Here is a 12,004-nt window from a genome sequence, read left to right on the forward strand (position 1 = left end):
GACGTTATGTGATGAGTTTACGCATCAGTATTTTTCTGGCAAATAAAAACGCAGCGAAAGCGGTGGTCAGCCGCAGGCAGAGGTTTATAATGGGGGCTGTTTTCACTCGTAGAGTCGTTGCAATGAAGCGTAGTAGAACGGAAGTAGGGCGCTGGCGCATGCTGAGACAGGTGAATCGCCGTAAAGCGCGCTGGCTGGAAGCCCAATCACGCCGCAATATGCGGATCCTCGCTATCAGGAAGGGGCTGGTGAAACGGCAGCGTCATGCACTGCTGTTTATTTTCCCCGACTGTTAAGCGAGCAGGCTAACGGCACCGTGCGCGGTGCCGTTGTCGTTTTCTCAGCCCTGCGCCGAACTCCCTTTTAACATCGCCAGGTGGCCTAATGAAATATCTATGCGATGTCTGTCAGGGTATGACGGGGAATTACCGACAGAACTCCTTATTCTGCGACAGACATTAACCGCCCTGCAGAAGCCTTAACAGGGCGCGGGGTTATCGATCGTTTTTCAATTTCATGCTAACTATCGGGGTGACCACTCTGATTAAAATGCACCGCTTTTGTGGGTGTAAATTTATTTGGCATAGGCTTCCGTAGATAACGTGATGGTCACGTTATCACTCACCGCCGGAACATATTTATCAAGCTTGAAGTCTGAACGTTTTATTACCCCAGTGGCATCAAAACCAATGGCCTCTTTTTTCACCATCGGATGCATGTCCTGCTTGTTCAGGGTGGCATGCAATACTACCGGTTTGGTGATGTCTTTAATGGTCAGGTTACCTTCAACATCATATTTATTGCCGCCTTTACTTTCCACCCGGGTGCTCTGAAAGGTTGCCTCAGGATACGTTTTGACATCGAAGTACTCTTTGCCTAAAAACTCATCCGTTAACGCTTTGACATGCGTATCAATGGTTTTGACTGGCAGCGTGACGTGCACAGAGGATTTCTCTGGGTTATCTTTGTCAAAAGAGAGTTTCCCTGAAACATCAGAGATATAGGCGGTAGGGTTAGAGAAACCAAAATGGTTCCAGGCAATAACAACCGAAGTATGCTGTGGATCCAGGCTATATTCTGTCGCAGCGGCCTGTGATACAGGAATATATAAGGCAAGCAGAGAAAATAATGCGGTTTTTTTCAGGGTGTTCATACAAAAATCCTCATAAGCGTCAGGTGCATAAATGGTAGCCCAAAAAAATGCAGGGCTTATTGAAAACATTTGTTATTCCCGTTCAAATATTTTAACCAACCAATAATAACCCTACAGTCACTCCGCGTGAATTTTACCTAACGAAATTAATAGGCATTAAAAAAATCCTCTGTAACGTAAATCTGGTCACGTGATCTTTATACGTTCATCCCTATGGGATGTGCCTGGATCAGCGCATTTTTTTATTTCCGGTTGCTTTCCAGACACCGCGATCCTGAATGCAGCAAGATAGGCGATATTTGGTCCTATGTCAGCTGAACCGGATATACATGCTTATTTACTCCAGGCGTTAATATCTGTTGCTGAGAATCCCTCTCTCTTTAACGATCTTCTTTCAACTGTGTTTAAGATTTACCGGACGATGTCGGGATGCGCTGGCATGCAAAGCAAGCGATAGATCCATGCAAGATCTCTGTCACAGACTTATTCAATATATTAGCCATTCAATATCATGCCCGGCGTCGACGTTTGGTCGGCATTTTCTGTTGCCGCAAAAGGCGAGGTGATGGTCGATGATGTCGTCGCTGGGGAAGAGATGTGCTCATCTTCCAGGCATCTCAGGCGGATAACAGCCAGCGCTTTCGTGCGGTTAAAAAGGGCGGCATTTTAATGTTGTGTAGAAAAATGCGCCCTTTCATCTGATGGCCTGGTGTGTTTTTGCGGTTAACCAGAAAAATAGCAGGGGATTTTTTTCAAAATACTTTTTTGTACGGCTTAACAGAGACCTGGCGGTAGACGCCAGCTGCAATGTACGGATCGTCATTGGCCCAGGCCTGAGCCGCTTCCAGCGATTCAAACTCAGCGATTACCGTTGAGCCGCTGAATCCGGCTGCGCCCGGTTCGTTGCTGTCAACGGCCGGCATTGGTCCGGCGGTAAGCAACCGACCTTCATCATGTAAAAGTTGTAGACGCGCAAGATGCGCGGGGCGAACCGAGAGCCGCTTTTCCAGAGAATCGGCGATATCTTCAGCGTAGATAACGTAAAGCACGGCAAAGCTCCTTATCAATAAACAGGCGAATTACGTTAAGTTAAACGACGATGGACTGCAATGCAAAGATGCGCCCCGGCGCCGAATGCCCTGCCGACGCGGCTTTTTTCCGCAAATGGTGGCAAAAATTGACTCAGGTTAAGACGGCTTATTGAATATGATTGCTATTTGCATTTAAAATCGGAGCATCATTTTTCAACAGAAACGACTATGAGCGCAATGACCCTTGATTTACCTCGCCGCTTCCCGTGGCCAACGCTGCTGTCCGTGGCTATCCACGGTGCCGTTGTGGCGGGGTTGCTTTATACCTCGGTACATCAGGTTATTGAACAGCCTTCCCCGACGCAGCCGATAGAGATCACCATGGTGGCGCCGGCCGATCTTGAGCCGCCCCCGGCGGCGCAACCCGTCGTGCAGCCCGTTGTTGAACCCGAACCAGAGCCGGAACCTGAGGTGGTCCCTGAGCCGCCGAAAGAGGCGCCGGTGGTGATCCATAAACCAGAACCTAAGCCGAAGCCCAAACCTAAACCGAAGCCCAAGCCGGAGAAAAAGGTTGAGCAGCCGAAGCGGGACGTCAAGCCGGCAGCGGAGCCGCGTCCGGCTTCACCGTTTGAAAACAACAATACGACGCCAGCGCGCACCGCGCCGAGCACCTCCACCGCAGCGGCCAAACCCACCGTCACTGCCCCGAGCGGCCCGCGGGCCATCAGCCGTGTCCAGCCGACCTATCCGACGCGCGCTCAGGCGCTGCGCATTGAAGGGACGGTGCGGGTGAAGTTTGACGTCACGCCAGATGGCCGAATTGATAATTTGCAGATCCTCTCCGCCCAGCCGGCGAATATGTTCGAGCGCGAGGTGAAAAGCGCGATGCGCAGATGGCGTTACGAGCAGGCAAGACCGGGAACCGGCGTGACGATGACCATTAAATTCCGCCTCAACGGCGTCGAGATTAACTGATAATGCAGGGCGGCGGACCGGTGAGGTCCGCCGTAAACCTTGTCTAACGCGTTTTTTCCATCAGGACATCGTCCAGCGCCTGCTGGACTGTCACCAGGTGCTGGCCACCGAACAATATCGCCCGGTTCAGCAGGGTATAAAGCTGGTAAATCGGCTGACGCTCGAGAAAACCAGCCGGTAGCGGCGAGACGGACTGATAGCCGTCATAGATCTGCGGGGGTTGTTCCGGGTGCATCGGCAGCATTGCTAAATCACACTCGCGGTCGCCCCAGTAGCAGGCCGGGTCGAAGATGTAGGGGCCATCCGGCCCTAAGGCGCAGTTGCCGGACCACAGGTCCCCGTGCAGCAGCGAAGGTTGCGGCTGATGGTTGGCCAGCCGCTGCTGTACCACATCGACTAAGGTATCGATATCGCCAAAGTGCAACCCTTTCTCCGCCGCCAGCTCCAGCTGCCAGCCGATACGCTGCTCGGCAAAAAACACCGACCAGCGACGCTGCCAGGCGTTGGGCTGCGGCGTGGTGGAAAGATCGTTATCAAAATCCAGACCGAACTGCGGCTGATCGCTCCACCGATGCAGGTGGGCTAACTGCTGGCCAAGCAGGAAAGCGTTATGCGCATCCAGCGGACGGGGAGGGAGGTATTCCATGACCACGAAGCTGTAGTCGCGATCGCTGCCGACGGCAAAGACCTGCGGTACGCGAACGGTTTTGCTTCGCGACAGCAGCTCCAGCTGATCGGCCTCGGCGGTGAAGATAGGCAGGAGTTCCCGTTCGTCGCATTTCACGAAGTAATCTTTGCCGCCGAAGCGCAAATGCCAGGCGGAATGGATCTCTCCGCCGGGCAGCTCGGTTTTCAGTTCGATTTCAGCGTCTTCGGTATGCCAATCGCGTAAAAGAGTACTGATTGCTTGCCACATGCTGTCTCTCCCCATGTTTTCCACCATATCATAAGGTTAGCGCATTACTACCGGGTAAACCTGGAACTGACGCACAACTGACGCTTTCCGTTGCGCTAAACGCATTTATTGAGCTTTTAACCACTCGGCGAATGTGCTGACGGCGATTTCTGCCGGACGGCCAAGGGCCGATTCCGCCAGGCCGGCGCTGAGAGCTTTCACTTCCTCGGCTGTTTGGGCGCTCAGCAGGCCAAAGGTATTGGTGCCCAGCTCATGGGGCGTGCCCTCTTCATCATTGAGCGTTAGTACAAACCCGGCACGGGTAAAATGGTTGCTGACCTCATTGATCTCCGTCAGCACCTGCTCATGGAAGGTTACGCTGACGACCCAGGCGGTAATTTCATTGCTCATCTCGACACCCCGTTGTTATGTATGGCCTTTCCAGCATAGACCATCCTGCAAATTTCGCGGCTCCCCTCCGCCGGCGCGGAGGGGCAGGGGAAATCAACGTCCGCAGAGATAATCGTAGATTTTTTGCGTATTGGCCTGCGAACAGAGGCGGGTACCCTGGTTGATGGTCGCGGCACTACCGGCGGCGACGCCAAAGCGTACCATGTCTTCGAGGCTGGCGTTTTCCGCCAGACGCAAGGTCATGGCGCCCACCATGCTGTCGCCGGCGCCGACGGTGCTCTGGCTTTTCATTGGCGGCGGCACCACCTGAACGCTGCCGCTGGCGTCAACCCCTAACGCCCCCTGCGGACCGAGGGAGACCACCACCCGGCGCACTTTACCGGACTGGATCAACGACTGAGCGGCAAGGCGGACGTCATCAGGCTGGCTCAGATCGCGCTGCACGAGGGCGCTGAGCTCTTTCTGGTTTGGCTTCACTAATTCAATATTGCCGACGTCCAGCGCGGCGGCCAGCGCATCGCCGGAGCTGTCGATAATGCAACGCAGGCCTTGCTGTTGCGCATTTTTAACAAGCTGCATCAGATTTTCGACGCTGATACCTGGCGGCAGGCTGCCGCTGATCACCAGCAGTGAGCCGGGGTCGATGGTCAGGACTTTTTCTTCCAGGCGGCGGAATTCATCGTCTGTCAGCGCGGCGCCGGGCATCACAAAGCGATACTGTTCGCCGCTGGCGGCCACGTGAACGTGCAGGTTCTGTCGCGTCCAGTCGCGGGTTTCGACGGTCTCGATCGGCACCTGATCATCGGCCAGCAGGGCGGCAAGGTGCTCGCCGGTGGCGCCGCCAATCGGGAAAATGGCGGTGGCTTTGCCGCCGAGAAAGGTCACGGCGCGGGCGACGTTGATCCCGCCGCCGCCGGGTTCAAATACCGGCGCGCTGCAGCGGAGTTTCCCTTCCGGGTAGATCTGCGGGGTCTGGGTGGCGCTATCCAGCGAGGGGGCCAGCGTGAGCGTATAAATTTTGGTCATTCCTTCTCCTCCTTAATACGGCGACTGTGCTTTATTTAAGCATGGCACGATGATTCAGGGAGGGAAAGTGCTGTCCCTGAGAGATTTGCAAAGAAGCCTGTATTTTCATTATGAAATAAAGATTGTTTCCGGAGCTGTCTTATTCAAAAAACGAAAGAGTAAGTGATTGCTATGTTATTCGTGCTTTTTTATAATTTGCTACCTTTCTTAGGACCTGCACTCCGCGATCCTCGCGAAAGTTTCCGGGACCCTCAGGTCTCTTTTATGTTGTACGGACGCTAAATTCAATGAGCCGGCATGGTTAGGCCTGTTCATCATTTGTACTGTCCTAAAAAAATGTATTTTAGAGAGTTATAATGAAGCTTTTAAAGACAGTACCCGCAGCGGTCATGCTGGCGGGGGGGCTTTTTGCGTCTGTTGGCGCAATGGCCGATGATTCTGTATTTACCGTCATGGATGACCCTTCCGCTGCCAAAAAACCGTTCGAAGGGGTGGTCAACGCAGGTTACCTGGCGCAGTCCGGCAACACCAAGAACTCCTCAATGACGGCTGATTCCACCCTGACCTGGTATGGCAACACCACCGCCTGGTCGCTGTGGGGCAACGCCAGCAACACCTCGTCCAACGATGAGCGCTCCTCAGAGAAATATGCAGTCGGTGGTCGTAGTCGCTATAACCTGACCGATATGAACTACGTCTTTGGGCAGGGCAGTTGGCTAACCGACCGTTATAACGGCTATCAGCAGCGCGATGTCCTGACGGCGGGCTATGGTCGTCAAATCCTCAACGGACCGGTGCACAGCCTGCGGTTTGAATTTGGTCCTGGCGTCCGCTATGACGAATACACCGACGGGGATACCGACACTCAACCGCTGGGCTACGCCTCCGGAACCTGGGCCTGGCAGATGACCGATAACGCCAAATTTACCCAAGGGGTATCGGTATTTGGCGCCGAGGACACCACGGTCAACTCAGAGAGTGCGTTAAACGTGGCGATTAACGCCCACTTTGCGTTGAAAGTGGCGTACAACGTCACCTGGAACTCGGAGCCGCCGGCGTCTGCGCCGGAGCATACCGATCGCCGGACCTCGCTCTCCCTCGGGTATAAAATGTAATATTTTCAGGCCGGGTTTCCCGGCCTGATCGTTTTAGATTTAGCAATAAGTGACATTATTTTTTCTGGCAATTCGTTTTAGTTTTTATAAAAAGAAACTGGCCTCCATTTTTTCTCCATTATTCTCCATTTGCTGACAAATATTCATTCTATTTGACACGAAAAGCTAAATATTCGACGGACAAATATGTGATCTGGATCTATACTAACAGCCACTGACCGAATGGAGACATTGTTCGGTCCGTCTTCCGTAATAAGAGAATAAACATCATGAAAAAAAGCCAATTTACCATCGCAGCCCTGGCGCTGTGCGTGCTTTCCTTTGGCGCATCGGCCGCCACGCCAGTTCCGCCGTCGGGTAACCAGGACCATACGCAGGTAGGTATCGCCAAAGCTACCGACGTTGAGGCCGGATCGAATATTGCCCCCGGTTCCCGTAGCACCGGACAATCCATGAGCGATGCCTTTAATGTGCATACGCTGGTGGCAGGCGAGTGGTCTTAATATCGCAGGCTACTGCTTCACGGGCAGTCTATTAAGCCGGGTAAAGTGGTACCGGTTTAACGACCCGCGCTAAACATCACGCAGGCAATATCAACGCGTCTCTTTTAGTTTGTCCGCATAATATCGTCCGGCTTCGCTGGTGATTATTATCGCCCCTTCCTGGCGGATATTCTGCTTTTATCCGCGCCGCTCTTGTTTTCTCCGCATTCCGCCATCATTTATGCTATTGCGGCTTTAATCACGTACCAATGATGTGTAAACTACTCCCCGGTGTTATCAGCAGGCGGCAGCAGGCGGGAACGATCGCTCCGGTCGTGCTCCTCTTTTCGCAGAGTGAAGCGGGAACTGCGCCTTAACCTGATGATAATGATGATTATATTGTTTTGTATGTGCTCTTTCGTGTGGGGCACCACTGCAAATAAGGACATAAAATGCCTGTAATTACGCTTCCTGATGGCAGCCAACGCCATTTTGATCACGCCGTCAGCCCGATGGACGTCGCGCTGGATATCGGCCCAGGCCTGGCGAAAGCCACCATCGCCGGGCGGGTAAACGGTGAACTGGTAGACGCCTGCGACCCGATCGAAACCGATTCCACCCTCTCTATTATCACGGCTAAAGATGAAGAAGGGCTGGAGATCATTCGTCACTCCTGCGCGCACCTGTTAGGCCATGCTATCAAACAGCTGTGGCCCAACACCAAAATGGCTATCGGTCCGGTTGTTGATAATGGCTTCTACTATGACGTAGACCTCGACCACACCCTGACTCAGGAAGATATCGACGCGCTCGAAAAACGTATGCATGAGCTCGCCGAGAAAAACTACGATGTCATCAAGAAGAAAGTGAGTTGGCACGAAGCGCGTGAAACCTTCGTGAAGCGCGGCGAAAGCTATAAAGTTTCTATTCTTGACGAAAACATTGCTCATGATGACAAGCCTGGCCTGTATCATCATGAAGAATATATCGATATGTGCCGCGGTCCGCACGTGCCGAACATGCGTTTCTGCCATCACTTCAAGCTGATGAAAACCGCAGGCGCGTACTGGCGCGGCGACAGCAACAACAAGATGCTGCAGCGCATTTATGGTACCGCGTGGGCCGATAAGAAAGCCCTGAACGCCTACCTGCAGCGCCTGGAAGAGGCCGCGAAGCGCGACCACCGTAAAATCGGCAAGCAGCTCGACCTGTACCACATGCAGGAAGAAGCGCCGGGTATGGTCTTCTGGCATAACGACGGCTGGACTATCTTCCGTGAACTGGAAACCTTCGTGCGCTCCAAGCTCAAAGAGTACCAGTACCAGGAAGTGAAAGGTCCGTTCATGATGGACCGCGTGCTGTGGGAAAAAACCGGCCACTGGGACAACTACAAAGATGCGATGTTCACCACCTCTTCTGAGAACCGTGAATACTGCATTAAGCCGATGAACTGCCCGGGCCACGTGCAGATCTTCAACCAGGGGCTGAAATCCTACCGTGACCTGCCGCTGCGTATGGCGGAGTTCGGTAGCTGCCACCGCAACGAGCCGTCAGGTGCGCTGCACGGTCTGATGCGCGTTCGTGGCTTTACCCAGGATGATGCGCATATCTTCTGTACTGAAGATCAGGTTCGCGATGAAGTGAACGCCTGTATTCGTATGGTCTACGATATGTACAGCACCTTTGGCTTCGAGAAGATCGTTGTCAAACTGTCGACTCGCCCGGAAAAACGTATCGGCAGCGACGAGACCTGGGATCGCGCGGAAGCGGATCTGGCGGTGGCGCTGGAAGAAAATAATATCCCATTTGAATATCAACTGGGTGAAGGGGCGTTCTACGGCCCGAAAATTGAATTTACCCTGTATGACTGCCTCGATCGTGCATGGCAGTGCGGTACGGTACAGCTGGACTTCTCTCTGCCGCAGCGTTTAAGCGCCTCCTATGTGGGCGAAAACAACGAGCGTCAGGTGCCGGTCATGATCCACCGTGCGATTCTCGGTTCTCTGGAGCGCTTCATTGGCATCCTGACCGAAGAGTTCGCTGGCTTCTTCCCAACCTGGATTGCGCCAGTGCAGGTGGTGGTCATGAATATCACCGATTCTCAGGCTGAATACGTTAACGAATTGACGCGTAAACTACAAAATGCGGGCATTCGTGTAAAAGCAGACTTGAGAAATGAGAAGATTGGCTTTAAAATCCGCGAGCACACTTTACGTCGTGTCCCGTATATGTTGGTCTGTGGCGACAAAGAAGTCGAAGCCGGCAAAGTGGCCGTGCGCACCCGTCGCGGGAAAGACCTCGGCAGCATGGACGTAAATGAAGTGATCGAGAAGCTGCAACAAGAGATTCGCAGCCGCAGTCTTCAACAACTGGAGGAATAAGGTATTAAAGGCGGAAAACGAGTTCAAACGGCACGTCCGAATCGTATCAATGGCGAGATTCGCGCCCAGGAAGTTCGCTTAACAGGTCTGGAAGGTGAGCAGCTGGGTATTGTGAGTCTGAGAGAAGCTATCGAAAAGGCTGAAGAGGCTGGAGTAGATTTAGTTGAAATCAGCCCTAACGCCGAGCCGCCAGTTTGTCGTATCATGGACTACGGCAAGTTCCTTTATGAAAAGAGTAAGTCTTCTAAGGAACAGAAGAAGAAGCAGAAAGTTATCCAGGTTAAGGAAATTAAATTCCGCCCTGGTACTGATGAAGGTGACTATCAGGTAAAACTCCGCAGCCTGATTCGCTTTCTCGAAGATGGCGATAAGGCCAAGATCACGCTGCGTTTCCGCGGTCGTGAGATGGCCCACCAGCAGATCGGTATGGAAGTGCTTAACCGCGTGAAAGACGATCTGGTTGAACTGGCAGTAGTCGAATCCTTCCCAACGAAGATCGAAGGCCGCCAGATGATCATGGTGCTCGCTCCTAAGAAGAAACAGTAAGGCCATCAAGAAACATTTCCGGTGGGCTTCGGCTCACTGGTTTTGTTCGCCTTTGTTTCGTTTATTAACAATGCGAAGTGGAAGTTATTAAAATGCCAAAAATTAAGACCGTACGCGGTGCTGCTAAGCGCTTCAAAAAAACCGGTAAAGGTGGTTTTAAGCACAAGCACGCTAACCTGCGTCACATTCTGACTAAAAAAGCTACCAAGCGTAAACGTCACCTGCGTCCGAAAGCCATGGTTTCCAAAGGCGATCTGGGCCTGGTTATCGCGTGCCTGCCGTACGCATAAGTCGTTAACGTTTAACTTTTTTAACTTAGAATAGATACAGGAGAGCACACATGGCTCGCGTAAAACGTGGTGTAATTGCACGTGCACGTCACAAGAAAATTTTGAAACAAGCTAAAGGCTACTACGGTGCGCGTTCTCGCGTATACCGCGTTGCCTTCCAGGCTGTTATCAAAGCTGGTCAGTACGCTTACCGTGACCGTCGTCAACGTAAACGTCAGTTCCGTCAACTGTGGATTGCACGTATCAACGCAGCAGCACGTCAGAACGGTATTTCTTACAGCAAATTCATCAATGGCCTGAAAAAAGCCTCTGTTGAAATCGACCGTAAGATCCTGGCTGACATCGCCGTATTCGACAAAGTAGCGTTCACCGCTCTGGTCGAAAAAGCGAAAGCAGCTCTGGCATAAGCCAGTTGAAAGAGGGAGCTTGTCTCCCTCTTTTCGTTTCAACACCATCAATACATTGACTTTTATCGGCGCAGGCTTTTCAATACAGGTCTGACGTTTCTTACCAGACAAGGTAATGCAAGCATGAATGCTGCTATTTTCCGCTTCTTTTTTTACTTTAGCACCTGAACTCAGGAGGCTAGCGCGTGAAAGAAGAAACGGAAAACAGCGCCAGAAAGCCTCCCCTGTGGAGGCTTTTTTCGTATATGGATTCGGAATATTAATTTCACTATAACCGGTGTCTGCACCGACATAATGAGGAAAACCATGTCACATCTCGCAGAGCTGGTTGCCAGTGCCAAGGCAGCCATTAACGAGGCATCAGATGTTGCTGCGCTGGACAACGTCCGCGTGGAATACCTGGGTAAGAAAGGGCATCTGACCCTGCAAATGACCACCCTGCGTGAGTTGCCGCCGGAAGAGCGTCCGGCAGCCGGTGCGGTCATCAACGAAGCGAAAGAGCAGGTACAGCAGGCGCTGAATGCGCGCAAAGCCGAACTGGAAGGGGCGGCGCTGAATGCTCGTCTGGCTGCAGAGACCATCGACGTCTCGCTGCCGGGTCGCCGCATTGAAAATGGCGGCCTGCATCCGGTCACCCGCACCATCGACCGTATTGAAAGTTTCTTCGGTGAGCTCGGCTTTACCGTGGCGACGGGCCCGGAAATCGAAGACGATTACCACAACTTCGATGCGCTGAATATCCCGGGTCACCATCCGGCGCGCGCTGACCACGACACTTTCTGGTTCGATGCCACTCGCCTGCTGCGCACCCAGACCTCCGGCGTGCAGATCCGCACCATGGAAAACCAGCAGCCGCCGATCCGTATTATCGCGCCGGGACGCGTCTATCGTAACGACTACGATCAGACCCACACCCCGATGTTCCACCAGATGGAAGGTCTGATCGTTGATAAAAACATCAGCTTCACCAACCTGAAAGGAACCCTGCACGATTTCCTGAACAACTTCTTTGAAGAAGATCTGCAGGTACGCTTCCGTCCGTCTTACTTCCCCTTCACCGAACCGTCCGCGGAAGTCGACGTGATGGGTAAAAACGGCAAATGGCTGGAAGTGCTGGGCTGCGGGATGGTGCACCCGAACGTGCTGCGCAACGTGGGTATCGATCCGGAAGTGTACTCCGGCTTCGCCTTTGGCATGGGCATGGAGCGTCTGACCATGCTGCGCTATGGCGTCACCGATCTGCGCGCGTTCTTCGAAAACGATCTGCGTTTCCTCAAACAGTTTAAATAAGG

The 12,004-nt window shown here is 52.9% G+C and carries 15 protein-coding genes and 1 other annotated feature; of the genes, 10 read left to right on the forward strand and 5 right to left on the reverse strand.

Going from position 1 to position 12,004, the window contains the following annotated elements; translation table 11 throughout:
* Window positions 1-122 precede the first annotated feature (122 nt).
* A complete protein-coding gene (locus tag ABLV76_RS01525) occupies window positions 123-296 on the forward strand; it encodes a YciY family protein (RefSeq protein WP_023290120.1) in 174 nt (57 codons plus the stop codon).
* Between the two features lie 278 nt (window positions 297-574).
* On the opposite strand, the gene ABLV76_RS01530 is transcribed toward ABLV76_RS01525, so the two are convergent.
* A complete protein-coding gene (locus ABLV76_RS01530) occupies window positions 575-1,222 on the reverse strand; it encodes a YceI family protein (RefSeq protein WP_074404044.1) in 648 nt (215 codons plus the stop codon).
* Between the two features lie 683 nt (window positions 1,223-1,905).
* Entirely contained in the window at window positions 1,906-2,202 is a 297-nt protein-coding gene (locus ABLV76_RS01535; protein WP_002910042.1) for a YciI family protein, read from the reverse strand.
* A gap of 210 nt (window positions 2,203-2,412) precedes the next feature.
* On the opposite strand from ABLV76_RS01535, the gene tonB reads away from it, so the two are divergent.
* Window positions 2,413-3,159: a TonB system transport protein TonB gene (gene tonB / locus ABLV76_RS01540; protein WP_032431075.1), complete on the forward strand. Its 747-nt coding sequence runs from the start codon at window positions 2,413-2,415 to the stop codon at window positions 3,157-3,159.
* 43 nt (window positions 3,160-3,202) lie between these two features.
* Here tonB and ABLV76_RS01545 read toward each other — a convergent pair whose 3' ends face one another.
* The 3 genes from ABLV76_RS01545 to pfkB form a co-directional block, all read right to left on the reverse strand.
* The gene (locus tag ABLV76_RS01545; protein WP_004203150.1) at window positions 3,203-4,075 is read right to left on the reverse strand and encodes a fructosamine kinase family protein; all 873 of its coding nucleotides are present in this window, start codon (window positions 4,073-4,075) and stop codon (window positions 3,203-3,205) included.
* 105 nt (window positions 4,076-4,180) lie between these two features.
* Window positions 4,181-4,465, reverse strand: a complete 285-nt coding sequence (ghoS, locus tag ABLV76_RS01550; RefSeq protein WP_004203147.1) for a type V toxin-antitoxin system endoribonuclease antitoxin GhoS — start codon at window positions 4,463-4,465, stop codon at window positions 4,181-4,183.
* Window positions 4,466-4,558: 93 nt separating this feature from the next.
* Window positions 4,559-5,491, reverse strand: coding sequence for a 6-phosphofructokinase II (pfkB, locus tag ABLV76_RS01555; protein ID WP_348878143.1), 933 nt, complete (start codon window positions 5,489-5,491; stop codon window positions 4,559-4,561).
* A 356-nt stretch (window positions 5,492-5,847) separates the two neighbouring features.
* Between pfkB and ABLV76_RS01560 the strand changes: the two genes are divergently transcribed.
* From ABLV76_RS01560 to pheS, 8 genes are all read left to right on the forward strand, one after another.
* A complete protein-coding gene (locus tag ABLV76_RS01560) occupies window positions 5,848-6,606 on the forward strand; it encodes a YdiY family protein (RefSeq protein ID WP_004203142.1) in 759 nt (252 codons plus the stop codon).
* A 269-nt stretch (window positions 6,607-6,875) separates the two neighbouring features.
* Entirely contained in the window at window positions 6,876-7,109 is a 234-nt protein-coding gene (locus tag ABLV76_RS01565) for a hypothetical protein (protein ID WP_004203141.1), read from the forward strand.
* 431 nt (window positions 7,110-7,540) lie between these two features.
* Window positions 7,541-9,469: a threonine--tRNA ligase gene (gene thrS / locus ABLV76_RS01570; protein ID WP_017900777.1), complete on the forward strand. Its 1,929-nt coding sequence runs from the start codon at window positions 7,541-7,543 to the stop codon at window positions 9,467-9,469.
* A gap of 3 nt (window positions 9,470-9,472) precedes the next feature.
* Complete coding sequence (gene infC, locus ABLV76_RS01575) at window positions 9,473-10,015, forward strand: translation initiation factor IF-3 (protein ID WP_004189469.1); 543 nt, start codon at window positions 9,473-9,475, stop codon at window positions 10,013-10,015.
* 92 nt (window positions 10,016-10,107) lie between these two features.
* On the forward strand, window positions 10,108-10,305 hold the full coding sequence (gene rpmI, locus ABLV76_RS01580) for a 50S ribosomal protein L35 (RefSeq protein ID WP_001124225.1): 198 nt from the start codon (window positions 10,108-10,110) through the stop codon (window positions 10,303-10,305).
* A gap of 50 nt (window positions 10,306-10,355) precedes the next feature.
* Window positions 10,356-10,712, forward strand: a complete 357-nt coding sequence (rplT, locus tag ABLV76_RS01585) for a 50S ribosomal protein L20 (RefSeq protein WP_000124850.1) — start codon at window positions 10,356-10,358, stop codon at window positions 10,710-10,712.
* 118 nt (window positions 10,713-10,830) lie between these two features.
* Window positions 10,831-10,955 (forward strand) — a sequence feature (Phe leader region).
* Entirely contained in the window at window positions 10,836-10,880 is a 45-nt protein-coding gene (gene pheM / locus ABLV76_RS01590; protein WP_001386830.1) for a pheST operon leader peptide PheM, read from the forward strand. It overlaps the preceding feature by 45 nt.
* A 63-nt stretch (window positions 10,956-11,018) precedes the next feature.
* Window positions 11,019-12,002, forward strand: a complete 984-nt coding sequence (pheS, locus tag ABLV76_RS01595) for a phenylalanine--tRNA ligase subunit alpha (protein WP_002909105.1) — start codon at window positions 11,019-11,021, stop codon at window positions 12,000-12,002.
* Window positions 12,003-12,004 lie beyond the last annotated feature (2 nt).

It is taken from the genome of Klebsiella sp. GB_Kp047 (assembly GCF_040065235.1).
Lineage (GTDB): Bacteria > Pseudomonadota > Gammaproteobacteria > Enterobacterales > Enterobacteriaceae > Klebsiella > Klebsiella quasipneumoniae.

Bases quoted from the DNA above. Each gene is read 5' to 3' on its own strand.
- pfkB (WP_348878143.1), bottom strand. From the start codon at position 5,491: ATGACCAAAATTTATACGCTCACGCTGGCCCCCTCGCTGGATAGCGCC.
- rpmI (WP_001124225.1), top strand. From the start codon at position 10,108: ATGCCAAAAATTAAGACCGTACGCGGTGCTGCTAAGCGCTTCAAAAAA.
- ABLV76_RS01530 (WP_074404044.1), bottom strand. From the start codon at position 1,222: ATGTTTTCAATAAGCCCTGCATTTTTTTGGGCTACCATTTATGCACCT.
- ABLV76_RS01565 (WP_004203141.1), top strand. From the start codon at position 6,876: ATGAAAAAAAGCCAATTTACCATCGCAGCCCTGGCGCTGTGCGTGCTT.
- thrS (WP_017900777.1), top strand. From the start codon at position 7,541: ATGCCTGTAATTACGCTTCCTGATGGCAGCCAACGCCATTTTGATCAC.
- pheS (WP_002909105.1), top strand. From the start codon at position 11,019: ATGTCACATCTCGCAGAGCTGGTTGCCAGTGCCAAGGCAGCCATTAAC.
- ABLV76_RS01545 (WP_004203150.1), bottom strand. From the start codon at position 4,075: ATGTGGCAAGCAATCAGTACTCTTTTACGCGATTGGCATACCGAAGAC.
- tonB (WP_032431075.1), top strand. From the start codon at position 2,413: ATGAGCGCAATGACCCTTGATTTACCTCGCCGCTTCCCGTGGCCAACG.
- rplT (WP_000124850.1), top strand. From the start codon at position 10,356: ATGGCTCGCGTAAAACGTGGTGTAATTGCACGTGCACGTCACAAGAAA.
- ABLV76_RS01525 (WP_023290120.1), top strand. From the start codon at position 123: ATGAAGCGTAGTAGAACGGAAGTAGGGCGCTGGCGCATGCTGAGACAG.
- ghoS (WP_004203147.1), bottom strand. From the start codon at position 4,465: ATGAGCAATGAAATTACCGCCTGGGTCGTCAGCGTAACCTTCCATGAG.
- ABLV76_RS01560 (WP_004203142.1), top strand. From the start codon at position 5,848: ATGAAGCTTTTAAAGACAGTACCCGCAGCGGTCATGCTGGCGGGGGGG.